Origin of the sequence: Actinoallomurus sp. CA-142502, assembly GCF_050936355.1 — a bacterium.
Lineage (GTDB): Bacteria > Actinomycetota > Actinomycetes > Streptosporangiales > Streptosporangiaceae > Actinoallomurus > Actinoallomurus iriomotensis.
Genome location: NZ_JBNJMY010000001.1, coordinates 93362 through 115787 on the forward strand (window position 1 = coordinate 93362; position 22426 = coordinate 115787).

Annotated in this window: 22 protein-coding genes and 1 tRNA gene; 10 read left to right on the plus strand and 13 right to left on the minus strand. The window is 69.4% G+C overall.

Annotated features, from left to right (window positions below; all coding sequences use genetic code 11):
• Positions 1–24: 24 nt before the first annotated feature.
• Positions 25–597: a PH domain-containing protein gene (locus ACQEV1_RS00685; protein ID WP_433390007.1), complete on the plus strand. Its 573-nt coding sequence runs from the start codon at positions 25–27 to the stop codon at positions 595–597.
• Between the two features lie 174 nt (positions 598–771).
• On the opposite strand, the gene ACQEV1_RS00690 is transcribed toward ACQEV1_RS00685, so the two are convergent.
• The gene (locus ACQEV1_RS00690) at positions 772–1278 is read right to left on the minus strand and encodes a hypothetical protein (protein WP_433390009.1); all 507 of its coding nucleotides are present in this window, start codon (positions 1276–1278) and stop codon (positions 772–774) included.
• A 315-nt stretch (positions 1279–1593) separates the two neighbouring features.
• Here ACQEV1_RS00690 and ACQEV1_RS00695 point away from each other — a divergent pair, with 315 nt between their 5' ends.
• Positions 1594–4560 carry a right-handed parallel beta-helix repeat-containing protein gene (locus ACQEV1_RS00695; RefSeq protein ID WP_433390012.1) on the plus strand — a complete coding sequence of 989 codons (2967 nt, stop codon included), beginning with the start codon at positions 1594–1596 and terminating at the stop codon, positions 4558–4560.
• Positions 4561–4646: 86 nt separating this feature from the next.
• Here ACQEV1_RS00695 and ACQEV1_RS00700 read toward each other — a convergent pair whose 3' ends face one another.
• From ACQEV1_RS00700 to ACQEV1_RS00720, 5 genes are all read right to left on the minus strand, one after another.
• Positions 4647–6845 carry an MMPL family transporter gene (locus ACQEV1_RS00700; RefSeq protein ID WP_433390015.1) on the minus strand — a complete coding sequence of 733 codons (2199 nt, stop codon included), beginning with the start codon at positions 6843–6845 and terminating at the stop codon, positions 4647–4649.
• A gap of 276 nt (positions 6846–7121) precedes the next feature.
• Complete coding sequence (locus ACQEV1_RS00705) at positions 7122–7850, minus strand: response regulator transcription factor (protein WP_285629231.1); 729 nt, start codon at positions 7848–7850, stop codon at positions 7122–7124.
• A complete protein-coding gene (locus tag ACQEV1_RS00710; RefSeq protein ID WP_433390018.1) occupies positions 7847–9040 on the minus strand; it encodes a sensor histidine kinase in 1194 nt (397 codons plus the stop codon). Before ACQEV1_RS00710 ends, ACQEV1_RS00705 begins: the two co-directional genes overlap by 4 nt.
• Positions 9034–9789: a class I SAM-dependent methyltransferase gene (locus tag ACQEV1_RS00715; RefSeq protein WP_433390020.1), complete on the minus strand. Its 756-nt coding sequence runs from the start codon at positions 9787–9789 to the stop codon at positions 9034–9036. Before ACQEV1_RS00715 ends, ACQEV1_RS00710 begins: the two co-directional genes overlap by 7 nt.
• 236 nt (positions 9790–10025) lie before the next feature.
• Positions 10026–10487, minus strand: coding sequence for a MarR family winged helix-turn-helix transcriptional regulator (locus ACQEV1_RS00720; RefSeq protein WP_433390023.1), 462 nt, complete (start codon positions 10485–10487; stop codon positions 10026–10028).
• Between the two features lie 67 nt (positions 10488–10554).
• Between ACQEV1_RS00720 and ACQEV1_RS00725 the strand changes: the two genes are divergently transcribed.
• The 3 genes from ACQEV1_RS00725 to ACQEV1_RS00735 all read left to right on the plus strand — a co-directional run bounded on the left by ACQEV1_RS00725 (position 10555) and on the right by ACQEV1_RS00735 (position 12483).
• Positions 10555–10692: a hypothetical protein gene (locus ACQEV1_RS00725; protein ID WP_285629223.1), complete on the plus strand. Its 138-nt coding sequence runs from the start codon at positions 10555–10557 to the stop codon at positions 10690–10692.
• The gene (locus tag ACQEV1_RS00730) at positions 10689–11366 is read left to right on the plus strand and encodes a hypothetical protein (protein ID WP_433390026.1); all 678 of its coding nucleotides are present in this window, start codon (positions 10689–10691) and stop codon (positions 11364–11366) included. The genes ACQEV1_RS00725 and ACQEV1_RS00730 overlap by 4 nt, the downstream gene beginning before the upstream one ends.
• Before the next feature lie 235 nt (positions 11367–11601).
• Positions 11602–12483: a hypothetical protein gene (locus tag ACQEV1_RS00735; RefSeq protein ID WP_285629219.1), complete on the plus strand. Its 882-nt coding sequence runs from the start codon at positions 11602–11604 to the stop codon at positions 12481–12483.
• Between the two features lie 167 nt (positions 12484–12650).
• On the opposite strand, the gene ACQEV1_RS00740 is transcribed toward ACQEV1_RS00735, so the two are convergent.
• Positions 12651–12740: transfer RNA gene (locus ACQEV1_RS00740), tRNA-Ser, on the minus strand.
• A 230-nt stretch (positions 12741–12970) separates the two neighbouring features.
• On the opposite strand from ACQEV1_RS00740, the gene ACQEV1_RS00745 reads away from it, so the two are divergent.
• Positions 12971–13417: a hypothetical protein gene (locus ACQEV1_RS00745; protein ID WP_433390028.1), complete on the plus strand. Its 447-nt coding sequence runs from the start codon at positions 12971–12973 to the stop codon at positions 13415–13417.
• Positions 13418–13426: 9 nt separating this feature from the next.
• On the opposite strand, the gene ACQEV1_RS00750 is transcribed toward ACQEV1_RS00745, so the two are convergent.
• Both ACQEV1_RS00750 and ACQEV1_RS00755 read right to left on the minus strand, forming a co-directional pair.
• Positions 13427–15046, minus strand: a complete 1620-nt coding sequence (locus ACQEV1_RS00750) for a fatty acid--CoA ligase (RefSeq protein ID WP_285629214.1) — start codon at positions 15044–15046, stop codon at positions 13427–13429.
• A 71-nt stretch (positions 15047–15117) separates the two neighbouring features.
• Positions 15118–15657: a SigE family RNA polymerase sigma factor gene (locus ACQEV1_RS00755; protein ID WP_433390031.1), complete on the minus strand. Its 540-nt coding sequence runs from the start codon at positions 15655–15657 to the stop codon at positions 15118–15120.
• 224 nt (positions 15658–15881) lie between these two features.
• Between ACQEV1_RS00755 and ACQEV1_RS00760 the strand changes: the two genes are divergently transcribed.
• Positions 15882–16832: a hypothetical protein gene (locus tag ACQEV1_RS00760; RefSeq protein ID WP_285629210.1), complete on the plus strand. Its 951-nt coding sequence runs from the start codon at positions 15882–15884 to the stop codon at positions 16830–16832.
• Positions 16832–17632: a MauE/DoxX family redox-associated membrane protein gene (locus ACQEV1_RS00765; RefSeq protein WP_285629208.1), complete on the plus strand. Its 801-nt coding sequence runs from the start codon at positions 16832–16834 to the stop codon at positions 17630–17632. The genes ACQEV1_RS00760 and ACQEV1_RS00765 overlap by 1 nt, the downstream gene beginning before the upstream one ends.
• Before the next feature lie 189 nt (positions 17633–17821).
• On the opposite strand, the gene ACQEV1_RS00770 is transcribed toward ACQEV1_RS00765, so the two are convergent.
• Complete coding sequence (locus ACQEV1_RS00770) at positions 17822–19003, minus strand: ATP-binding protein (RefSeq protein ID WP_285577644.1); 1182 nt, start codon at positions 19001–19003, stop codon at positions 17822–17824.
• A gap of 338 nt (positions 19004–19341) precedes the next feature.
• Positions 19342–20337: a pirin family protein gene (locus ACQEV1_RS00775; RefSeq protein WP_285629203.1), complete on the minus strand. Its 996-nt coding sequence runs from the start codon at positions 20335–20337 to the stop codon at positions 19342–19344.
• 231 nt (positions 20338–20568) lie between these two features.
• Here ACQEV1_RS00775 and ACQEV1_RS00780 point away from each other — a divergent pair, with 231 nt between their 5' ends.
• The gene (locus ACQEV1_RS00780; RefSeq protein WP_285629201.1) at positions 20569–21030 is read left to right on the plus strand and encodes a MarR family winged helix-turn-helix transcriptional regulator; all 462 of its coding nucleotides are present in this window, start codon (positions 20569–20571) and stop codon (positions 21028–21030) included.
• Here the strand turns inward: ACQEV1_RS00780 and ACQEV1_RS00785 are convergent, their stop codons facing one another.
• Entirely contained in the window at positions 21031–21345 is a 315-nt protein-coding gene (locus ACQEV1_RS00785) for a hypothetical protein (RefSeq protein WP_285577638.1), read from the minus strand.
• An 89-nt stretch (positions 21346–21434) separates the two neighbouring features.
• Here ACQEV1_RS00785 and ACQEV1_RS00790 point away from each other — a divergent pair, with 89 nt between their 5' ends.
• Positions 21435–22178 carry a M15 family metallopeptidase gene (locus ACQEV1_RS00790; protein ID WP_285629199.1) on the plus strand — a complete coding sequence of 248 codons (744 nt, stop codon included), beginning with the start codon at positions 21435–21437 and terminating at the stop codon, positions 22176–22178.
• A 21-nt stretch (positions 22179–22199) separates the two neighbouring features.
• On the opposite strand, the gene ACQEV1_RS00795 is transcribed toward ACQEV1_RS00790, so the two are convergent.
• Complete coding sequence (locus ACQEV1_RS00795; RefSeq protein WP_285577635.1) at positions 22200–22367, minus strand: hypothetical protein; 168 nt, start codon at positions 22365–22367, stop codon at positions 22200–22202.
• Between the last annotated feature and the right edge of the window lie 59 nt (positions 22368–22426).

Genomic DNA, 22426 nt, shown 5'->3' on the forward strand with positions numbered 1-22426 from the left:
GGCCGGAGAGGTAGCTTGCAGTCCGTGAACGAGCTGAGCTTCCGGGGGAAAGACCGCTACCGCCTGTCCTCGCTGCACTTCGGGGGGGTGGGTCTCTTGTTGGTCGTCGAAGGAGTCTTCGCCTTCATTCGACTCGGTCCCGTGGGCTTCTGCTGCCTGCTGGGTGGGACGGCCGCACTCGTCGGTCTCGGCATCTTCCTGTCGCGCCGGAGCTGGACCACGGTCGGGGCGGCCGGAGTGACCATCAGCTGGGGCGTCGGTCGTGGTCGTACCTACTCCTGGCAGGAGATCCGGTGGGTCGACGTACGCGAGACCAAGACCCAGTACGGGACGTCACGCTCGGCTCGCATCACCCTGGCGAACGGGCGGCGGCGCTCACTACCCGCGCTCCAGCACAGCACCCAGTACCCCGACCCCGATTTCGACGTGGATTTCCGGCAGGTCGTCGACTGGTGGAAGTCGAACACGGACCCGGACGCACGGTTCGAGCCGCCGAAGCGGTGGTGGAACCGGCTGACGCCCCAAGCGTTCGGATTCATCCTGGGCCTGCTCATCACGATCGTCGTCATCGTGGTCGTCGGCATCGCGATGGGTTAGGCCCGCTCGTTGAACGGGTGCCCAGAGACGATCAAGGGCCTTCCCCGACGGGTACGCGGGGAAGACCCTTGATCAGTGCGGTGGAACCGAACCGCGTCAGCGGTCAGTCCAACGACTTTCCGCCGCTCATCGCCGAGGTCCGTCGGCCTCTGCCCACGTGAGCGGTACTGCTCATTACTCGCGTCCCTTGTGGGTCTTCGTGGCCTTGCCGGACGGGGTCGTGCAGGGCGCGTCGCCGGTCGCGCCGCAGCGCGGGCACGCCGCCGGCGCCGTGGTGGATTCGGTGGCCGGCTCGGTGGCCGGCTCGGTGGCCGGCTCCGTGGCCGGCTCTGCGGCCGGCTCGGCGACCGCTTCCGTAGTCGGCTCAGCGGCCGCTTCCGCAGTCGGCTCCGCAGCCGCCTCCGTAGTCGGCTCGGCAGCCGGTTCCGTGGCCGGCTCCGCGGGCGCTTCCGTGGCCGGCTCGGCAGCCGCTTCCGTGGCCGGCTCGGCAGCCGCTTCCGCAGTCGGCTCCGCAGCCGCCTCCGTAGTCGGCTCGGCAGCCGGTTCCGTGGCCGGCTCCGCGGCCGCTTCCGTGGCCGGTTCGGGCTCCGCCGTCGCTCCCTCGAGCGGGGAGTCGGTCGAGTGGGGGTCGCGTCCCTTTTTCTGCTGGATGTACGTCTTGACGCGGTCGATGATCTTCACGGGTGGGGGCTCCTTAGCGTCGGGTACCGGGCCGCGCGGGCAGGGCCGGACACGGTCCTTCGGATCGCGTCGGTGCGCTCGGCGTCGACCTGGTCGCGCTCGTCGAAGGTCATCAGATCGTAGAGCAGGCCACGGCGTACTTGCCCATGAGGAGTTTCTCATCGGTGTCGTCGCGCTGACAGGAGAGGAGTCCGCCCCGGTCACCGGGCCTGCTCACGACGAACACCGCGTCGTGTAGCGAACATGGCCGTGCGAGCCGTATCTGTGGTGGATTATCGGTGGTGGATCCATTTTGACCGCATAGGGGGAGGTCCGTTGCCGGGCTTTGTCGTATCCCAGACGAATCCACGGGCGTTCCCGACGATCGCCGACGCGGCGAAGGCTTCGGGGCCGTCCGGGGAGCAACTGCGCCACATCGCCGTTGAGCCGGGCGTCTACCGTTCGGACACCCTCCGATACTGGGGGAACGCGGTGATCACCGCGGTCGGGGGTCCTGGAACGGTCACGCTGGACTGCGCCGGGAGCTACACGCTGCGGGTCGAGGGCCATGTCACCCTGCGGGGCCTGACGTTGCGCAACGGGAACGCCGAGGGCGTCCCCCTGGAGGCGGCGGGCGGCACCCTGATCGTCGAGCAGTGCGAGTTCGTCACCAAGTCGAGCCGCGCGATCAGCGTGTGGAACAGAGCCGAACTCTTCGTCCGGGACAGCCGTGTCCACGGCGGTGGCATCGTCTACTCCGACTCCGCCGGTCTGGTCGAGCACACCGAGGTGTTCAACCCTGACCTGTGCGGGATCGCCATCCGCAACGGAAGCAGGGTCACCGTCCGAGACTGCCGCGTCCAGCGGGCGGGCGAGCACGGCATCTGGGTGGCCGAGGGCTCGACACCGCTGATCGAGCATTGTGAGATCGAGGGCTCCAAGGCCGCGAGCATCCTGACGCAGGGGCGCGCCAAGGCCACCGTCCGCGACTCCCGGCTCCGTACGTCGGGCCAGAGCAACTTCGTGGTACGTGACAACGCCTCCGCCACCGTCGAGGACTGCGTCGTCACCGGATCAGGAGCCGACGGCGTGTGGGTCACGGCCAACGCGACGCTGACCGCACGGTCCGTACGCATCGAGGACGGCAGGCGCAACGGTGTGGTGGTGGACGAGCTCTCCACCGCCGCCTTCGAGGACTGCGACATCACGCAGGCGGCGGTCTGCGGGCTGGCGGTGAGCGGCTCGGGCACGGCTCGGTTCACCGGGGGCACGATCACCAAATCCCAGATCGGCGCGTCGGCCGCGAACGAAGGAGTGCTCACGCTCGACGGAGCCAAGGTGTCGCACAACAAGAACATCGGCGTCGCGGTGGATCCGGGCACCAGAGTGGTCCTGCGCGACTGCACCATCACGGGCAACGCCGGCCAGGGCATCGTCACGACGGCCGGCTCGCAGGTACGCATGGAACGGGTGAGCTCCGAGGCGAACGGCGCCGAGGACATCATCGGAGTCGATATCGGCGGCACCACCGATTCCAACGTCGCCACGACGGCGGCTCCGCCGGAACCCGTCGCCAAGTCCGGTGCCGCCGCCCCGGAGGCCTCGAGCGCGGCGCCGGAACCGGGCGTTGACGAGCTGCTCGCCGAGCTGAGCGCGATGGTGGGTCTGGCGGGGGTGAAGCGCGAGATCGGCAAGCTGGTCGGCCTCCTGCGCATCGCCGAACAGCGCAGGCAGGCAGGGCTGCCGCACGGACCGGCGATCGGCCGCCACATGGTCTTCGCCGGCGCCCCTGGCACCGGCAAGACGACGGTCGCCCGGCTGTACGGAAAGTTGCTCGCCGCTCTCGGCGTGGTCCCCACCGGGCAGTTCACCGAAGTGTCGCGCACGGAGTTGGTCGGTCAGGTGCTGGGTGAGACCACGCAGAAGACCGCGGCCGTCTTCACCAAAGCGCTGGGCGGAGTGCTGTTCATCGACGAGGCGTACACCCTGTCCCGCCGCTTCGGCACGGGCACCGACTTCGGGCAGGAGGCCATCGACACACTCGTCAAGCTCATGGAGGACCACCGCGACGAGATCGTCGTCATCGTCGCCGGTTATTCGGCCGAGATGCGCACTTTCTTGACGGCGAATCCCGGGCTGAAGTCGCGTATCTCCCGCACCATCGAGTTCGAGAACTACAGCCCGGCCGAGTTGACGAGCATCACCGAGACCCTCGCCGGGCAGTACGGTTTCCGGTTCACCGAGCAGGCGCAGGCGTCACTTCTCACCCACTTCCAGCGGGTCCGGAGAGACGAGACCTTCGGCAACGGCCGGGAGGCCCGGCGCATCTTCGAAGCCGTCGTCGAACAGCATGCGCTGCGGCTGTCCGGCCAGGACGGCCCTGCGACGGCCGAGGAACTGACCCTTCTGCTGCCCGAAGACCTCGACGGCGTCGTCGACACCGGTCTGAGCACGAGGATGGGCGAGGTACGCGACGCCGGACAGCTCCAGGCGCTCCTCGACCGGCTCAACGGAATGATCGGCCTGGAGGCGGTCAAGAGCCAGGTCCGTGACACCATCGACCTGATCGCCGCCACCCGGCGCAGGCGGCAGGAAGGCCTGGACGCCGCACCGATCTCCAGCCATCTGATCTTCGCCGGCCCGCCCGGAACCGGGAAGACCACGGTCGCGCGGCTCTACGGAGAGCTCTTGGCCGCTCTCGGCGTGCTGGCCCGCGGCCACTTCATCGAAGCCTCCCGAGCCGATCTGGTCGGTCAGTACCTCGGCCAGACCACGCAGAAGACCACGGCCAGGTTCGACGAGGCGCGTGGTGGGGTCCTGTTCATCGACGAGGTCTACACCCTGTCGCGACAGTTCGGGGCGAATGCCGACTTCGGGCAGGAAGCCATCGACACACTCGTCAAGCTCATGGAGGACCACCGCGACGAGGTCGTCGTCATCGTCGCCGGCTACACCGACGAGATGAACGGCTTCCTCGCGGCGAACCCTGGACTCGCGTCGCGGTTCTCCCGGACCATCGCCTTCGCCCCGTACGGCCCGGACGAGCTCGTCGAAATCTTCGTCGGAATCGCGGAGTCCTCCGGCTTCGACGTTCCCGACGGTACGCGCGCCGCCATCCGCGATCACGTGACCGGCCGGACCGAAAGGTTCGACCAGGGAAACGGCCGCGAGATCCGCAAGCTGTTCGAGGCCGCCCAGACCGCACACGCCCGCCGTATCGCCCAGCTCGAACGCGGCGGATCTCAGGCGACCCGCGACCAGCTGCGCACCCTTCTTCCCACGGACGTCGAAGAAACCCGCTGAGCTCAGGTCCCGCAACCGGGTGTGCTGCCACGGCGGTGCCCCCGAACTGAGGTGGGACGCACCGCCGTGGCTCGGCGGACATGCCCTCAGACAAGGGCGGACTCGGGCGCGCGGACGGGTTGCTCCTCCATGGCAGGCTCGATGGCCAGGTGCGGCAGGCGGCGGTCCAGCCAGCGGGGCAGCCACCAGTTGGCCTGGCCGCACAGGTGCATCACGGCCGGTACGAGCACCGTTCGCAGGATGAAGGCGTCCAGCGCCACGCCGGCGGCCAGCCCGATGCCGAACTCGGCGATGCTGCGCTGGCCCATGAACACGAATGCGGTGAACACCGCGATCATGATCGCCGCCGCAGCGGTGATCACCCGTGCGGTGTCGGTCTGGCCGGCGAGCACCGACCGGGTGTTGTCACGGGTGTGCGACCATTCCTCGGCCATTCTGCTGACGAGGAATACCTGGTAGTCCATGGACAGGCCGAACAGGACCGCCAGCACCAGCTCGGGCAGGTAGCCCTCGACCGGGCTGGCGGAGCCGAGGCCGAAGACGCTGGTTCCCCAGCCCCACTGGAAGAACGCGGTGAGTACGCCGAACGAGGCCGCCGCCGCCAGCAGGTTCAGCACCGCTGTGAGCGCGGGGATGAGCAGGCTGCGGAAGGCGAGTACCAGTAGCAGAAAGCTGAATCCCACGATGGTGGCGAGGAACCAGGGCAGCTTGGCGCTTGTCACCGAGGCGAAGTCGTCGAGCGTGGCCGTCAGGCCGCCGACGTAGACCCGCAGCGTGGTGCCGTGCGTGTAACGCGGTATGACCGTGCTGCGCAGGTGGGTGATCAGGGAAGAGGTGGCCGGTGTTTCGGGCGCTGTGGTGGGGAGGACCTGGGTCACCTCGACCGCCGGCCCGGCACCTGGTCTGGTCTGCGCGGGGCCTGTCTGCACGGCGGCCACCCCCGGCACGGCGGTGAGTGCGTGTTGGAGCTGCTCCAGCGCGGCGCGGTCGGCTGCGGAGTGGGGCTGGGCGACCACGAGCAGCGGGCCGTTGAAGCCCGGCCCGAACCCCTTGGCGAGCATTCCGTAGGACTTGTGGGTGTGAGTTGATGTGGGGTCGTTGGATGCGTCGTCAAAGCCCAGCCGCAGGTGTAGCACGGGTGCGGACACCACGACCATCACTGCGAGTCCCGCGGCGGCGAGCACGACGGGGAAGCGGGGCACGGTGCGAGACCAGCGCGCCCATATGCCGCTGCCGCTCTCGGCGTGGTCCGGTCCGGCAGTCCGCGACCTGCGGCGTTGCCGGCGGCTCAGTACGCGCAGGCCGAGCACCCCGAACAGCGCGGGCAGCAGCGTGACGGCCGCGACCACGGTGCATACCACCGTGATGGCCGCCGGGACGGCAAGCCCGTCGATGAACGACAGGTCGAGGGTGAGCAGGCCGAGCAGGGCGATGCACACCGTGCCGCCGGCGAACAGGACCGCGCGGCCGGAGGTGTTGAGCGCTTGTACGGCCGACTGCTGGGGGTCCAGTCCGGACTGCAGCGCGCGACGGTACCTGGTCACGATGAACAGGGCGTAGTCGACCCCGACGCCAAGGCCGATCAGCGCGCCGAGGATCGGCGCGATGCCGTTCACCGACATCAGGTGGCTGAGCGGTGCCATGAGCATCAGGCCCATGCTCACCCCGACCACCGCGGTCACGATCGGCAGCGCCATCGCAAGCAGCGACCCGAAGGCGATGAGCAGGATGACCGCGGCCGCGCCGATGCCGATCGCCGACATGGTCGATGGCGGCGCCTGCTCGGTGTTCGAGATGGCCTTGCCTCCGAGCTCGACCGCGAGGCCCGGCTCGTGGGCGGCGGTCGCCGTCGCGATCACCCGTTTGATGTCGGCGCGGTCCAGGTCGTCTGCCGCCTTGGTGAAGTTCACCGTGGCGTACGCGGTGCGCCCGTCCGCACTCACCTGGACCTTGCCGCCGGGCGAGTAGGGGCTGGCTACCGAGGCCACCTCAGGCAGGTGCGACACCCGCACGAGCATCGCCGACATCCGCTGCTCGATGGCGGGATCGGTGACGCTGCCACGGCTCGTCCGCCAGACGATCTGGTCGGCATCGCCCGCCTGAGCCGGCACTGACCTCTGCAGCAGCTTCTGGGCGCTGCCCGAGCCCGTTCCCGGCAATGTGAGTGAGTTGTCGTACGTCGTCTTCACCGCCTGCGACATCACCGCCAGGCCGATGAGCAGCCCTATCCAGACAGTGATCACGACGAAGCGGTGCTGGTAGCACCAGCGTGCAAGAGCCGACATGACTCTCCGTCCTTTTGGTTTCGCGCCTCAGTGTCGGAGTCTCAGCCGCCCCGGTCGTCGGCCGGCCGCGGCGATCAGCGAAGGGGTGACCGCGCCATCCGGTGCGGTTCGCGGCTTCGCCTACTGCGTTGGCAGTAGTCCGGTCGAAACCGCTGCACTACCGGGGAAGCCCGCGACCCCGTCCGCGATCACGTCGCACGGCAGCGGTGCGGCGTTTCCCCATGGCGGTACTCCGGTGCGGATGCTCGGGAATCGTCCTTGCGGAGACGCAGCGGGTCACTGTTGGGGACGTGGCGCGCGGGCCAGGCCGGTCTGGTAGGCGAGCACGACGAGTTGTGCGCGGTCGCGTGCGCCGAGCTTGGTCATGGCGTGGTTGGCGTGGGTCTTGACGGTGAGCGGGCTGAGCGTGAGCTGGCGAGCGATGTCCGTGTTGGACATGCCGTCGGCGATCAGGGCCGTCACCTCGCGTTCCCGGTTGGTGAGGGTGGCGAGCAGCGGCGAGGGGCGGACCGGCTCGCTGTCGTGCGGCTTGAGGAACCTGGCGATGAGGCTTCGGGTGGCGGATGGGGAAAGCAGCGCGTCGCCACGGGCGACCGTCCGGATCGCGTCGATCAAGGCCGCTGGGCGTGCGCCCTTGCCGAGGAAGCCGCTGGCGCCTGACCGCAGTGCCTCGAAGATGTACTCGTCGACCTCGAACGTCGTCAGGATCAGCACCCGTACCCCGGCGAGGCCGTCGTCAGCGGCGATCCGCCGGGTCGCGGCCAGCCCGTCAAGGCCCGGCATCCGGATGTCCATCAAGACGACATCGGCGCGTGCCCGGCGGGCGGCCCGGATCGCATCGTGGCCGGTGGCCGCCTCACCCACCACCGTCAGCCCCGGCGCACGGTTGATCACCAGCCGCAGGCCCTCGCGGACGAGGTCCTGGTCGTCGGCGAGGACCACGCGGACCGGCGCCGTCGCGGCGGACGCCGACGAGGCGGGCGAGGAGGGCGCTGTCCCGGTCACGAGCCCTCGGTCCCGGCCGCTCGCAGCGGAAGCTCGGCGAAGACCCGGTAGCCCCCCGCGGGTCTCGGGCCCGCCGACAGCCGTCCGCCCAGGGCGGCCACCCGCTCCCGCATGCCCACGATGCCGTGCCCTCCGGGCGTGCGCGGACCGTCCCCGGTGACCGGCTCGCCCTCGTCCTCGACCGCCAGGCTGAGCGTTCCTGGTGCGTACCCGAGCCATACCACGGCGGTGTCGCAGGCGGCATGTTTGCGGGTATTGGTCAGCGACTCCTGGATGACCCGGTAGGCGGTCAGCTCCACCGCCTCGGGCAACGGTCTGGCCCGGCCCGTCACCTCACAAATGACTCGCAGTCCCGCACCGGCGAACGAGCAGATCAGCTCCCCGAGCCGGTCAAGGCCCGGCACCGGCTGAGCCGGCTCGGCCGGCTCGGGCGCGCCGAGCTCGCGCAGCAGCCCGACGGTCAGCCGTAGCTCCTCCAGGGCTTCCTCACTGGCCCGCTGGATGTGCGCGACCGACGCTCTGGCCTGCGACCGGTCCTCGTCGTCGAGCAGGCAGGCCAGCGCGCCGGCCTGCACACTGATCAAAGCGACATGGTGCCCGACGGCGTCGTGCAACTCCCGCGCGATCCGCAACCGCTCCTCGGCGACACGGCGGTTCGCCTCATCCTCCCTGGCCTGCTCGGCGCGCCTGGCGCGCTCCTCGACCTCGGCGACGTAGGCACGGTGGCTACGGGCGGCGCTGCCGGTCGTCACTGACAGGGCCGCCCACAGCAGGATGACGAACCCCGTGATGCCGGGTCTGGTGATGAGCGAGGTGGTCAGCAGCGCCGCCTTGACGGTGACGCCGACGACGAGCGCTCGGAACGCGCTGGCATCGAGCGCGACCCGGTACAGCGCGCAGAAGAGCGCCGGCAAGGTCAGCGGGTAGGCCATCCCGTCGGCCATGAGCAACACCGATCCGATGGCGGCGACCGCCACGGCGCCGAGCGGGAACCGTCGGCGCACCACCAGGGTCATGTAGACCACGCCGGTCACCAGCCAGCTCAGCGGCTGGTGGGTACCCAGCGCATGCTGGACGCCTGTGGGGATCGTCGCCGCCGTGAACAGGACCATCGACGTGACCGCCGAAAGCAGCAGCAGTTGCCGCCCGGTCATCAGCCTGCTCCAGGAAGTCGCGGCCGCGGTCAGCATGAATCCGTTCCCGCCGGCCAGCGCTTTTTAACGGCATGCAGCAGCGTCACGCCGAACCACGGGCCGCCGTACCAGTACCCCGGCCCGAGCCCGCGCAGCGTGCCCTGGCCGATATGTGCGGCGTACTTCCTGGCCATGGGCCACACGTCGGCGATGAGCAGTCGCCCGCCCGGGCGCAGCACCCGCATCGCCTCGTCCACCGCTCGGTACCGGCCCTCGGCCGAGCGGATGTTGTGGATCGCCAGCGCGCTCGTCACGACATCGAACGAGCCGTCCGCGAACGGCAACGCGGTCATGTCGGCGGTGTGCACTTCCACACGGTCGGCGACGCCGGCCGCGGCGGCGTTGGCGAGTGCGGCTTCGGGGCTGTTGCCGCTCTGATCCCTCGACCACAGGTCCGCCCCGACGGCGCGTCCCGCCGGCAGCCGCCTGGCCGCCTCGATCAGCACCGCGCCGCGGCCACAGCCCAGGTCCAGCAGTTGCTCGTCGCCCTTCAGGCCCGCCCGGTCCAGTTCCCGCTCCCAGATGCGCAGCTTGCCGCGCAGCGTGGTGTGCACGTAGACACCAGCGGATGTGAGCAGTCCCGCCCCCGCGGCCGCCGTCGTGATCCGGCTCCGCCGCCACCGGACGGCGGCCAGGCAGCACACCACCCCGGCGACACCGCTGACAGCCGGGACCGCCGGCGCGTCAAGACCGTACCGAGGCCGCCGAGGAGAAGGCCGCGGGTAGCCATTGAAGTTCTTGGACACGCTCGCAGTGTGACGAGCGCGGCTGCCTGGCGTCTTGAAGAAATGTTCCCGCCCGTACCGGGAGGCGTGGATGGAGCCGGGGGCGAGTGCCCGCGATTCGAGACCGCCATCGGTGGTCACGGCTGGGAGTACGAGCCCTAGCAGATCTTTTCGTTCCGCCGAAGCATGTCCACGCTGCGCCGGTTCCTCGAAGGTACGGGTCAGATACTCCGGAGAACGGGCTGCTCTTTGTCGAATCAGCGCTGTGCGTCGACGAGCCGCGACACAAGGGCGATGAATTGGCGCCGCTGGGCGGGCGTCAGAGGGGCGAGGAACTCCTCCTGGATGCCGTCGATGACCTTGTCGAGCTCGAGTAGCCGTTCGACGCCCGCCGGGGTGATCGTGACGATCTTCCGGCGCTTGTGCTCGGGGTCGACCGAGCGCTCGACCAGGGTGCGCGACTCGAGTTCGGTCAGGGCGGCAGTCACGTCGCTGCGGTCGATCGCGGTCTTCCGGCCGAGCTCGGCCTGACTCGCCGGGCCCCATTCCTCCAGCGCGGCGAGGAGTCGGTAGTGGTAGCTGCGCAGTCCGTCGCCATGGGTCTCGAAACCGGCGCCGAGTAGCCCGGATGAGCGTAGGTAGGCCCGGCTGACCAGCCAGGTCGCGCGTCCTTCGAGACGGCTCGGAGTGCGGCCGGTGTCGTGGCGGGGCATGAGCATGCGTCAAGGATAACCGTTGTTGGTCAGGCCAACACTGTGTATGTTGGTACGACCAACACTTAATTCGGTGCGCTTCCTGGTGTTCGCGACCGCGAACGCCCACGAAGACGAAGACCCCAACACGGGACGCGGGGCCTGGCTCGATCCAGGTCAGCCGCAGCCCGTGGCTGATTCCGAACCCACCGTTGAGGAGATCTCGCAGTGAACAGGTCACCGAAGAACATGGCGGAACGCGTTCTCGTCGTCGGCCGCAGCCCCAGTGTGCTCCTCGCCACCGTCGACCTTCTGCGCGCCAGGGGCCACTCCGCGGACGCGACGAACCAGTTCGACCACGTCCTCGAGGACTACGACGTCACCGATCTCGACGTCCTGGTCTTCGGGGGCATGGTCCCCGCCGAGACGAAGCAGCGGCTGCGCGAGGGCATCCTCGAACGCAACCCGCACGTGACGTTCGTCCAGGGGCTCGCCGGCATCCCCGGTCTCCTCGCCGCCCAGGTGCGAGCCGCCACCTCGGACGGCGCGTCCGACGGCGGCGAGGTCGTCTACGACGCCGCCCAGCGCTCGCTGCGGCTCACGCTCGACGATTCCGCCCCCGTCACGGTCGAGGCCTGGTGGGGCACGTCCTTCGTGCCCCCGGAACCCAAGAGCGCGTCGATGTACGTGTTCGACGACCGGCTCGACGCGGGGACCCACATCATTCCGCTTCCAGACCAGGTGCCGCCCGAAGCGTCCTTCGCCGGCGTCACCGTCGACTCGGTCACCCGCGTGTTCACCGTCGGCCCCATGCCTGCCGCCGTCACGCGGCTGGCGCCGACCTCGGCCACCGACGATCGGCTTCCCCAGGTCGCCCGGGTCGCGACGAACAGCGATGACCGGTAACGCAAGCACGGTGGGCCCTCGGCGCTCGTCCGGGCTCACAGACACCGACGCGCGCCAAGAATCGGGGCGCCCAACCACCACACCGGCGCACCAGATCACTGATCGCCTTCGATCACTGACGAAATGAGGAAATACTCCCATGTCATTTCTTTCTCGATTCGCGCGAGCGAGCGCGGTCGCCGCGCGGACCTCGCTCGCGCCACTCGCGGCTGCCGTCGCGCTGTCGGTCGGCCTGATGGCGGCGTCGTTCGACGCGACCCCGGCATCGGCCGAGACTCACACGGACGCGGCGAAGTACTACGGCATATGGAACTACGACCAGCCGGATGCCGCGACGCTGAACAACGTCGCGGTGCTGGAGTGTCCCGATGGCAGCGGCCAATGCGACGCGCAACTGCCGCTGCCGTTGCGACTGCCGCAGGTCGGGTGGGTGGTGTTCTCACCAGGCCCTAACGGGACGATCAACGGGCACACCGATGGGGGCTGCACCTGGAACTTCACCGTCCATCCCTCCGGGTTGGAGCTGTCGTCGACCACCCAGCAGTGCTTCAATCCGACGGTCGGCTCCGTGGGCAACATCACCAGATGGTCGGTCCAGGTGCATGGCAACCGGGAGACCGAGCAGATCATGGCGGTCAGCCATCAGCCCAACGGCGTGGACCTTATCGTCCCGATGCCTTCCGGGTCCCGCACCAAGGTCGTCCACGGCCAGGACAACGGCGAGTTCGTCAAACGGTTCCTCGGCGACTACCGCTACGACCCCGCGGACATGCAGACCCTGACCAATATCGTGACCACCGACAAAGGCACGGCCTATCCAGAACAGGGCACGGTCCGCTTCACCGCCGCACACACCGCTCACGGCCGGATCATCGCGCACACACCCGACGGCTGCTACTGGACGATGAACGTGCGCGGCGACACCGCCGAACTCGATCCGGCCACGCAGACCTGCCACACCGCCACCGGCGACAGGTCACTGCACTACTGGGCGCTGGTCACCGACGACGGTCACCACATCAACAGCTTCTCCGCCGGCTCCACCACCGCACCGGGCCAACCACCAACCAACACCTTCACCTACGTCGGTGCGCTGACCAGGCCCGTGAACAACTAGGGCCTGTCCGGTTAACGGCTGAACGACCGCTCAGGGCCAGGACGCGGGCAACCGGATGGGCGCCGCCCTGTGGGGCGAGGGATGACACCTGCAAGGGGGCCATCCAGGCCCAGAAACGATCAAGGGCCTTCCTCGGCGTGTCCGCGGGGAAGGCCCTGATCAGTGAGCGGAGGCTCGGGGATTTGAACCCCGGATGGGCGGTAAACCCAAACCGCATTAGCAGTGCGGCGCCATAGACCGGACTAGGCGAAGCCTCCTGGTAGCCCTCAGGCCGCACACAGGCTACCGGTCAACCAGCCCTCCCGGCAAAGTGGGGGCTCATCCCTGCTGTCTCGTCCCTCATCGCCCGGAACATTAACCCCATTTCGCGCGTCCCACCATGTACCAGGCTTTACAGACGAACCGGACCGGGGGTGGCATGGAGCGGGCGAGCGACGACGCCTTGGCAGGGCTGTCGACCGACGAGCGGGTCAGGGCGTGTATCGCGATGGTTTCCGATGGCACCACGGCCTCGCACGACGACATCCAGGGGCTCAGCGGCGATCTCATCCGGCAGGTCGACGACGATCAGCCGGCACCGCTGCCGTTCGCCTACCGGTGTTTTCTCGAGCATGCGGGCGCCGGGGCGGGGCGGTTCCTCCAAGGATGTGACGTCTTCCACCCCGACGTGCTGGGGCTGCGGCGGGCGGCCGATGAGCTTCTGGCCGGAAGAGGCCTCACGCTCACCGACGCCGACCGTGTCATCCTCATGCACCAGGGCGTCCAGTTCGACTTCCTCCGCGGCGACGGCGAAGACCCCGAGGTCTGGTCCTACTGCGAGGATGACACCGCTCCCGCGCTCAGGCACGCGCGGTTCACCGACTGGCTGTTCGCCAACGTCCGGGAGCAGACCCACGCCTGGGCCCACCTGGCGCACTGGCCGAAGATCTCCTGACAAGATCGGTCAGGAGTCGGCCCGTACGACCTCCAGGCCGCCGTCCGCGTACATCTGGCGCAGTGTCTTCTTGGAGAACTTTCCCACCGAGGTCTTGGGCACCTCGGTGATGAAGGTCCACCGCTCCGGCAGCTGCCACTTCGGCACACGCGCGGCCAGGAACTCGCGCAGGTCCGCGGCGGTCACCTCGGCGCCCGGGCGCAGGACGACCGAGGCCAGCGGGCGTTCCTGCCAGCGAGGATCAGGGACGCCGACGACCGCGGCCTCGATCACGTCCGGGTGGGCCATGAGGTGGTTCTCCAGTTCCACCGAGGAGATCCACTCCCCGCCGGACTTGATGACGTCCTTGGCCCGGTCGGTCAGGGTCAGGTAGCCGTCGGAGGAGACCATGCCGACGTCGCCCGTGCGCAGCCAGCCCTCGTTGAACTTCGAGGAGTCCTCGTCCTTGTAGTACGCCGCGGTCACCCACGCGCCGCGTACCTCGATCTCGCCGACGGTGGCGCCGTCGGCGGGCAGTACGCGGTCGCCGTCGCCGACCACGCGGGCCTCCAGACCGCTCATGACGCGTCCCTGGCTCGCGCGGTACGGCCACGGGTCGGCGACGCCGGGCGGCGGGTGGGCGACCGAGGCGAGCGGTGACGTCTCGGTCATCCCCCATGCCTGCACGATGTGGACGCCGCGTTCCTCGAACGAGCGCATCAGCGACTCCGGCACGGCCGAGCCGCCGCACACCACCAGGCGCAGCGCGCTCAGGTCCGACTCGTGCTCGCGAGCGTGGCGGAACAGGTCGTTCCAGATCGTCGGTACGGCGCCGGAGACGGTCGGGCGTTCGTCCTCGATGAGACGCGCGAGCGGCTCCGCCTGCAGGAACCGGTCGGGCATCACCAGTGACGCGCCGGCCATGAGCGCGGCGTACGGCAGCCCCCACGCGTTGGCGTGGAACATCGGGACCACGGGCAGCACGCGGTCCGCGGCGGACAGCGCGAAGGCGTTGCCGGTGCAGGCCGCCATCGAGTGCAGGTACGCCGAGCGGTGCGAGTAGACGACGCCCTTGGGGTTGCCCGTGGTGCCGCTCGTGTAGCACATCGCCGCGGCCTGGCGTTCGTCGATCTCGGGCCAGTCGTACGTGTCGGACGCCGCGGCCAGGAGTTCCTCGTACGAGTGCAGCGTCTTGCCCGAGGAGGCCAGTGCGGACAGGTCGGCGTCGCCGATGACGACGACGTGCCGTACGGTCGCCATCTTCGGCAGCACCGGGGCGAGCAGCGGCACCAGCGAACCACTGACGATGACGACCTCGTCTTCGGCGTGGTCGGCGATGTAGACGAGCTGGTCGGCGGACAGGCGGACGTTGAGGGTGTGCATGACGGCGCCCATCGAGGGGATCGCCAGGTACGCCTCGAGGTGCTCGGTGGTGTTCCACTGGAAGGTCGCGACGCGCTGGTCGGCGTCGATGCCCAGGTCGCGCAGGGCGTTCGCCAGCCGCGCCGCGCGCCGGCCCAGTTCGGCGTACGAGGTGCGGCGCACCCCGTCACCCGTGAAGGTGGCGACCTCACTGTGGCCGAAGACCTCGGTGCCGTATCGCCGGATCGAGGAGATGGTCAGCGGATAGTCCTGCATCGTGCTCCACACGGCGGCCTCCACGCTCGAGGGTGGTGAATCGGATTTTGTCCCGAGCGTGGGCGGTTGTCAGCACCTCACGATCATTCAAGCGAGGAGAGTTCGCCGGCGGCCTCGTCGCGGAGCTTGGCCATGGCGCGAGAGACGGTGCTCTTGACCGTGCCGACGCTGACGCCGAGGGCCTCGGCGATCTCGGTCTCGGTCAGGTCCTCGTAGTAGCGCAGGACGACGGCGGCACGCTGGCGGGCGGGCAGCCGGTCGAGGATCCGGTCGAGGCCGTCGCGGAGTTCGCTGCGGCGCGTGTGGTCGGCGATCGGAGTGTCGGGCAGCTCGTCGGTGGGGTACTCCTCGAGCCTCCTGCGCCGCCACCACGAGATGTTGATGTTCACCATCGTGCGGCGCACATAACCGTCCAGTGCGCCGCGGTCGTTGATCCGTTCCCAGGCGAGGTAGGTCTTGGTCAGCGCGGACTGGAGCAGATCTTCGGCGTCGGCCCGGTCGGCGGTCAGCAACATGGCCGCACGCAGCAACGTCGGCCGCCGCGCGGCCACGAAGTCATGGAACTCGTCCTGCGGTAGTGCGCCCACGTGACCGTCCGGAAGGCTGGGGAGTGCTGTTGCCACCAGGCCTGACGATCGCATGAAGACCGTAATTATGGATCAAGTCGAATCTCATATTCCGGTCAACGCGGCATGCCGCATTGCGAATAATTATCATGTATTTCCGGCGAGGTTCATTGGTTTATTCGGGCAAAGGAGTCGACAGAAGGAGGGCTCGGGGTAAGTGTTGACATGCAGTCTTACTCAACGCACGACGAGTTACGATCATCGAAGCTCCGGAGACCCCCATGCCGTCGCCCTCCCGCGATCTGGTCCTGCGCCGACGCCGGCTCCGCGAAGCCGTGTCCGGCGACCGGGCGTCCGAGCCGTACGACGCCGGCGCCCGTCCCCTGCACGGCGTCGAGGGGACGGTGGTCGACGCCAGCCCGCACCTGCTCGTCCTGGCCACGCCGGACGGCGAGGAGGTGCGCATGCCGATCGCGGCCGACGTCTTCGTCTGGCACGCCGGCCGGGCGGGCGTGAGCGCTCTGCGGCCCGGCCACGACGTCGTCGTCCGCCCGTCCGGCACCGGCGGCGCGGTGGCCGAACGCGTCTGGGTCGACATCGCCCGCGTGACCGGGATCATCGCCGGCCGGTCCGGGCGCACGGTCGAGGTGGACTCCGGGCCGCACCGCGATCGCACCGCGCTGGTCATCCCGGCCGAGGCGATGACGCGCATCCGGGTCCGTCATCCACGGCTGGAGCCGGGCGCGCTGATCGACGTGATCGGCGTACGCCGGGGCGGCGAGGTCCACGGTCTGCAGCCCGCGTCGAGGTCGCCGCAGCCGGCCTCGCACGCCGAGCATCCACCGGCGCACCGTTCCGGATCGGTGCCGCGGATCCTGCGCGGCACCGCGACCTGGTTCGACGGGCCTCCGGGGCGGCGCGGCGCGGCGTATCCGGCGCTCGACCCGTACGGCGACGCGGGCGGCTGCGGCACGGGTCCGGCCGCGCCCCTGCCGCTCCCGCTGCTGTCGATCGCCAGCGAACTCCACGTCCGCAACGACTGCACCGGCCTGGCGACGCGGGTGCCGGTCATCGAGTGCGGCTGCGTGGCGGCGCACTTCTGCGACCGCTGTGTCTGCTGCGGCATCTCGCCGCGCGGCCGGGTCATCGAGCTCACCAGAGCCGCCTTCGTCGACCTCGGCGGCGACCTCGACGCCGGATGCTTCAACGTCACCGCGCGAGTGGAGCTGTGATGGCCGAGGCGATGCGGGAGTTGCAGATCCCGTTCCTGGCCAGTGTGCTGCTGCTGGCCTGCGCCGCGAAGCTGACCGTACGCGGAGACGACTCCGGGTCCGCGCCGCACCACCGGCGTCCGTTCGTGTACGGCGTGGCGTTCGCCGAGGGCACGATCGGCGTCGCCCTGCTGGTGACTCCCATGGGCCTCGTACGCCTGGCCTGCGTGGTGTTCTTCGCCACGGCCACGTGGATCATCGGTGACCTCGCGCGGCGCGGCACCGACGAGGGATGCGGGTGCTTCGGCGGCCTCAGCTCGGCCCCGGCGGGTCGCCGCGGGCTCGTTCGCGCGGCACTGCTGACGGTCGCGGCGGTCGCGGCGGCCGGAGTGCCGGAGAGCGGCGCCGCGGTGCTGGACCGGGCCGGCGCCGGGGCGGTGCTGATCCTGGCGGCCGAGACCGCGCTGCTGCTGATGCTCTCGCCGGAGATCGCCCTCGCCGTCGAGCGCACCCGCAGTACGACGCCGTGCGAGCTGCTCGACGTGCCACTGGAGCAGACGTACACGCGGCTGCGCGCGAGCGAGGCCTGGCGCGAGCACGAAGACGACCTCACCTCGGCGCAGCCCACCGAGACGTGGCGTGAGCTGTGCGTTCGCTACGTGGTGTACCCGGCGCGGATCGACGATCGGACGGCGGAGGTCGTGTTCGCCGTGCCGGTCGACGGGCGACGGCGACACGTACGAGCCGCGCTGGTCTGGGACGGCGGGCACGAGGAGCAGGACGACGACTCCGGCCCCCGCCGCGTCCACACCCCCGCCTGAGTCTGGTGCTCTCTAGCGCGTTCTTGGGAATTCGCTAGAGACGCATAGAAATGACTCGACATCGTTCATCGGCTTCTCTAGCCGTCTCTAGCGAATGAGCAAGACAGCCGAATACTCGCCAACAGCCATGGCGGTGTCTACGGCTTTCTAGCCGTGGCGCAAGACTGACTTAGAGAGCGGTAGCGGTGCTCAGACCGGCTGCGATCTGAGGAAATGACCGAAGTGCGGGACGGTGAAGGCGACCAGGCCGCGCTCGGCGCTGTAGATGAGACCCTTCTTGATCAGGCCGTCGCGGGCGGGCGAGAGGCTGGAGGGCTTGCGGCCCAGCTCGTCGGCGACGTTGGAGGTGGGCACCGGCTCGTCGCCGAGCGAGGCCATCGCCCGCATGTAGTCGCGCTCGGCGGGGGTGGCGCGTTCGTACCGGCTGCCGAAGAAGCCGACCGCCAGCTCCCCCTCGGCCTCCGGCGCCGCGACGCGGACGTCGCCCTCGCTGATCGGCGTCTCGGGCGCGATGTCCCAGGCGACCTTGCCGTACGCCTGGACGAAGTAGGGGTAACCGTCGGCCGCGTCGTACAGCGCGTCGAGGGCGTCCTGAGTGAAGGTGACGCCTTCGCGCTCGGCCGGGGCGAGCAGGGCCAGGTCGGCGGCGTCCCGGTCGAGCCGGTCGATACGGGCGTAGCGGAACAGCCGCTCGGAGTAGGACTTGCTCGCCGACAGCACGGCCGGCAGGTGGGGCAGGCCGGCGCCGACGACGATGAGCGGGCCGCCGCTCTGCGACAACTCGTGGCAGGCGGCGCACAGCGCCGAGACGTCGTCGGCCGGGATGTCCTGCATCTCGTCGACGTAGAGCGCGATGCCGACGCCGAGGTCGGTGGCGACCGAGGCCGCGTCGACGAACAGCTCGGTGAGGTCGATCTCCAGATCGCCCGAGTCGGCACGGCCGCGCGCGGCGGGCACGTCGATGCCGGGGTTCCAGCGGCGAGGGGCGACCTTGCCCTTGGCCGGCTCGGCGTCGGCCTGCGCGAACGCCTTGAGCACGCCGAGGAACTCCTCGATGCGGTCGGGCGCGCGGTGCCGGGGCGCCAGCTCGCGGATGGCCATGTGGAGAGCGGAGGCGACCGGGCGGCGGATCGACTGGTCGGGCCGCGCCTCGATCTTGCCCGTACCCCAGAGCTTCTGGATCGCCATCGACCGGAAGGTGTTGAGCAGCACGGTCTTGCCGACCCCGCGCAGCCCGGTGAGGATCATGCTGCGCTCGGGGCGCCCGCGGGCGACGCGCTCCAGCACGACGTCGAACTGCTGGAGCTCGCGGTCGCGGCCGGTCAGCTCGGGCGGCCGCTGTCCGGCTCCGGGGGCGTAGGGATTGCGCACGGGGTCCACGCTCTCGGACTTTATGAGGGGATATAGCTGCGGCCGTAGATTTCCGTAGAAAGTGCTACGGCGTGTCGCGCGATGCCGCGGACGGCAGCGCGTCGCGACCGGAGCGGTGAGGGTCGCCACCGGCCTCGCCTCCCTCGATAAATGTCGAACCTCTGTTCGAAGAGGTTCATCACCGTAGCGCACGGGGCGAGGCGTCGTCAGGAGAAGTGGCGCTCTTTTCGAACAAAGAATCGACGAGCGGTCCCGGCCGAGTACCGGCGCCGGGCCGGGCCGAGGACCGGCGACGTCGCGGACGCGCCGGCCCGTCGGCCATTCCCCGCCGGCCCGGATCAGCCCTCGACGGACTCGTCGGCGCTGCTCAGGTGCGGCACGCGCTCGGCCGGGACAGTGCCCATGCGGCCCGCTTGGAAGTCCTGGAAGGCCTCGACGAGCTCTTCGCGGGTGTTCATCACGAACGGCCCGTAGCGTGCGACCGGCTCACGGATCGGCAGGCCGCCGAGGACCAGGATCTCCCAGCCGCTCCTCGCCGCCAGCGGCTGCGAGTCGGCGGCGGTGACCGTCAGCGCGTCGCCGTGGCCGAACACCGCGAGCTGCCCCTCGTCCACCGGGCGCCCGTCCGGTCCCGCCGTGCCGCGGCCGCTCAGGGCGTACACCAGGGCGTTGAAGTCGCGCGGCCACGGGAGGGTGAGCCGCGCGCCGGGGGCGACGGTGGCGTGCAGGTACGTGATCGGCGTGTACGTCGTGCCCGGACCCTGGTGCCCGGCCAGCTCACCGGCGATCACGCGCACGATCGACGAGCCGTCGTCGCTGCTCAGCAGGGTCACGTCGCGGGACCCGATGTCCTGGTAGCGCGGCGGCACCCACTTGCGCTCGCGGGGCAGGTTGACCCACAGCTGCACGCCGTGGAACAGGCCACCGGAGGCGACCAGCTCCGGCGGGGGCTGCTCGATGTGCTGGATCCCGCTTCCGGCCGTCATCCACTGCGTGGCGCCGTCGGTGATCAGACCGCCGCCGCCGGTGGTGTCTTGGTGCTGGAACGCGCCGTCGATGATGTAGGTCACGGTCTCGAAGCCGCGGTGCGGGTGCCAGGGCGTGCCCTTCGCCTCGCCCGGGGCGTACTCCACGGCGCCCATGTGGTCGAGCAGCAGGAACGGGTCCGCGAGCGAGAGGTCGATGCCCGGGAACGGCCGGCGGACCTCGAAGCCCTCGCCTTCGAGGTGACGGGCGGCGGTGACGACGCGGGCGACCGGCCGCCAGGCGGTCTCCTGCTCCGGGAGCCGGGGCAGTCGCGTCAGGGTCAGCGGGTCGGCGGTTACGGCAGGCATCGGGACCTCCTCGGTCGGGTTACGCGTCGTGCAACCAAGTTGAATTTTCAACTATTCCTCGGAGCGACGGCCCCGGCGGGTCTGCGGCCAGGGTAGCCGTCGCGGTTGAAGTTTCAACCTTCCGAACAGGTCACGGAAACGCCCCCCGGCCACGACGGCCGGTGAGATCATCCGAGAGTGGGCCCGCAGGGAATTTTGTTGAATATTCAATCAAGCGTGTAGGATCGAGACATGACCGAACCGCGCTGGCTCGACGCCGTGCAGCAGCGCGACTGGCGTGCCTACGTCGAAGGCAGCGTGCGGCTGGCCGATCTTCTCGACCGTGACCTCAAGTCCAAGCACGGCCTGACCATGGCCGAGTACGAGATCCTCGTGCGCCTGTCGGAGGCGCCCGAGCGGCGGCTGCGCATGGCGGAGCTCGCCGACATCGCCAGCCAGTCACGCAGCCGTCTCTCCCACACCGTCTCGCGCCTGGAGTGCAAGGGCCTCGTGGCGCGCAACAACTGCGGCGCGGACAAGCGCGGCGTCTTCGCCGAGCTCACCGAGGACGGGTTCGCGTTCCTGTCCAAGGCCGCCGTCGACCACGTCGCGACGGTACGCGACTTCTTCGTCGACGTGATCGACCCGGACGATCTGCGGGCCATCGGCCGCGCGTTCACCGCCATCGCCGACCAGGTCGCCAAGGCACGCTGACTAGGCGTTCAGCCCGGTACAGAAGCCGAGCGAGAACAGTGTCAGGAACGTCCAGCCGCACATCAGCCCCACGCCGTACAGGCGCATGAACCCGGTCATCTTCCAGGCGAGGAAGCCACCGAGGCCGAACGCCAGCAGCAGCAGGGCTAACGCCTGGGCCACCAGGTTGGCGTCGTTGCCGTGCATGACGTTCCGCTCGAACGCGGAGTACATCATGATGGCGTCCACCAGGATGAATGTGCCGAGTCCGCTGCCCACCGCGGTGATCTCGCGCATACCGAGCGGCGGGCGGCGCTTGGGGTCCGTTTCCTCCATGATCGGTCCTCTGTCCGCCGGACATGGCAGCCACATCGTCCCGCATGAAAGTGTCCGAAGCACGGCTTCGGACGTGTAATCCTTCGAAGATGAGACGCGCCACTCTCGGAATCCTCGCGACCGGACTCTGCGTGACGGTCTCGTCCGCCTGCGGTGGCGGTGGATCGGGTGCCGCGGCGTCCCCGCCCGCGGCGGCGGCCTCCACGGCCCCGTCGACGCCCGCCGCCGCGTCGCCCTCACCGTCGAAGGCCTCGCCGACCGGGCCCAAGCCGTTCTCCGCCAAGATCAGCAAGGTCACCCGGGCGACCGTGAAGCACTCCTGGCACTCCGGCTGCCCCGTCGGCCTCGGCGACCTGCGCCTGATCACCATGACGTACTGGGGCATGGACAAGAAGCCTCACGAGGGCGAGCTGGTCGTCAACGAGGACGTCGCCAGCAAGATCGTCAAGGTTTTCCACAAGCTGTACGACGAGCGCTACCCGATCCGGCGCATGGAGCTCGTGGACAAGTACGGCGGCAGCGACTTCAAGTCGATCGAGGCGGACAACACCTCGGCGTTCAACTGCCGCAACGCCACCGGCGCCAGCTCCTGGTCACAGCACGCCTACGGGCACGCCGTCGACCTCAACACCTGCGAGAACCCCTACGTGCACGCGAACGGCCACATCGAGCACCCGCGGTGCGTCAAGTACGGCAACCGCAAGCGGCACGATCCGGGGCTCGTCCACGCGGGCGACAAGGTCGTGAAGGCGTTCCGCTCGATCGGCTGGGGCTGGGGCGGCACCTGGGGCGGCCCGTGGGACTTCCAGCACTTCTCCGCCACCGGGCACTGAGCCGCGCCCGTACGCCCGTCTCTAGACGACCAGCAGGGCGATCACCGCGACGACGACCACGACGCCGATGATCAGACCGATGATCAGTCCGGTGTTCGGGCCTTGCTTCGCGGCCTCACCGCCCCCGCGGTTGGCGAAGGCCCGGAACTGCTGCGTGCTCGCTGCGGGATCCTGTTCGTTTCTCGCCATGCGCCGACAGACTAGTCGACGAAAGCACAGTGTCATCGGACTTTCCCGGAACGTCGTCG

Bases quoted from the DNA above. Each gene is read 5' to 3' on its own strand.
- ACQEV1_RS00700 (WP_433390015.1), bottom strand. From the start codon at position 6,845: ATGTCGGCTCTTGCACGCTGGTGCTACCAGCACCGCTTCGTCGTGATC.
- ACQEV1_RS00710 (WP_433390018.1), bottom strand. From the start codon at position 9,040: ATGCTGACCGCGGCCGCGACTTCCTGGAGCAGGCTGATGACCGGGCGG.
- ACQEV1_RS00720 (WP_433390023.1), bottom strand. From the start codon at position 10,487: ATGCTCATGCCCCGCCACGACACCGGCCGCACTCCGAGCCGTCTCGAA.
- ACQEV1_RS00735 (WP_285629219.1), top strand. From the start codon at position 11,602: ATGGCGGCGTCGTTCGACGCGACCCCGGCATCGGCCGAGACTCACACG.
- ACQEV1_RS00745 (WP_433390028.1), top strand. From the start codon at position 12,971: ATGGTTTCCGATGGCACCACGGCCTCGCACGACGACATCCAGGGGCTC.
- ACQEV1_RS00760 (WP_285629210.1), top strand. From the start codon at position 15,882: ATGCCGTCGCCCTCCCGCGATCTGGTCCTGCGCCGACGCCGGCTCCGC.
- ACQEV1_RS00765 (WP_285629208.1), top strand. From the start codon at position 16,832: ATGGCCGAGGCGATGCGGGAGTTGCAGATCCCGTTCCTGGCCAGTGTG.
- ACQEV1_RS00775 (WP_285629203.1), bottom strand. From the start codon at position 20,337: ATGCCTGCCGTAACCGCCGACCCGCTGACCCTGACGCGACTGCCCCGG.
- ACQEV1_RS00780 (WP_285629201.1), top strand. From the start codon at position 20,569: ATGACCGAACCGCGCTGGCTCGACGCCGTGCAGCAGCGCGACTGGCGT.
- ACQEV1_RS00785 (WP_285577638.1), bottom strand. From the start codon at position 21,345: ATGGAGGAAACGGACCCCAAGCGCCGCCCGCCGCTCGGTATGCGCGAG.
- ACQEV1_RS00790 (WP_285629199.1), top strand. From the start codon at position 21,435: ATGAGACGCGCCACTCTCGGAATCCTCGCGACCGGACTCTGCGTGACG.
- ACQEV1_RS00795 (WP_285577635.1), bottom strand. From the start codon at position 22,367: ATGGCGAGAAACGAACAGGATCCCGCAGCGAGCACGCAGCAGTTCCGG.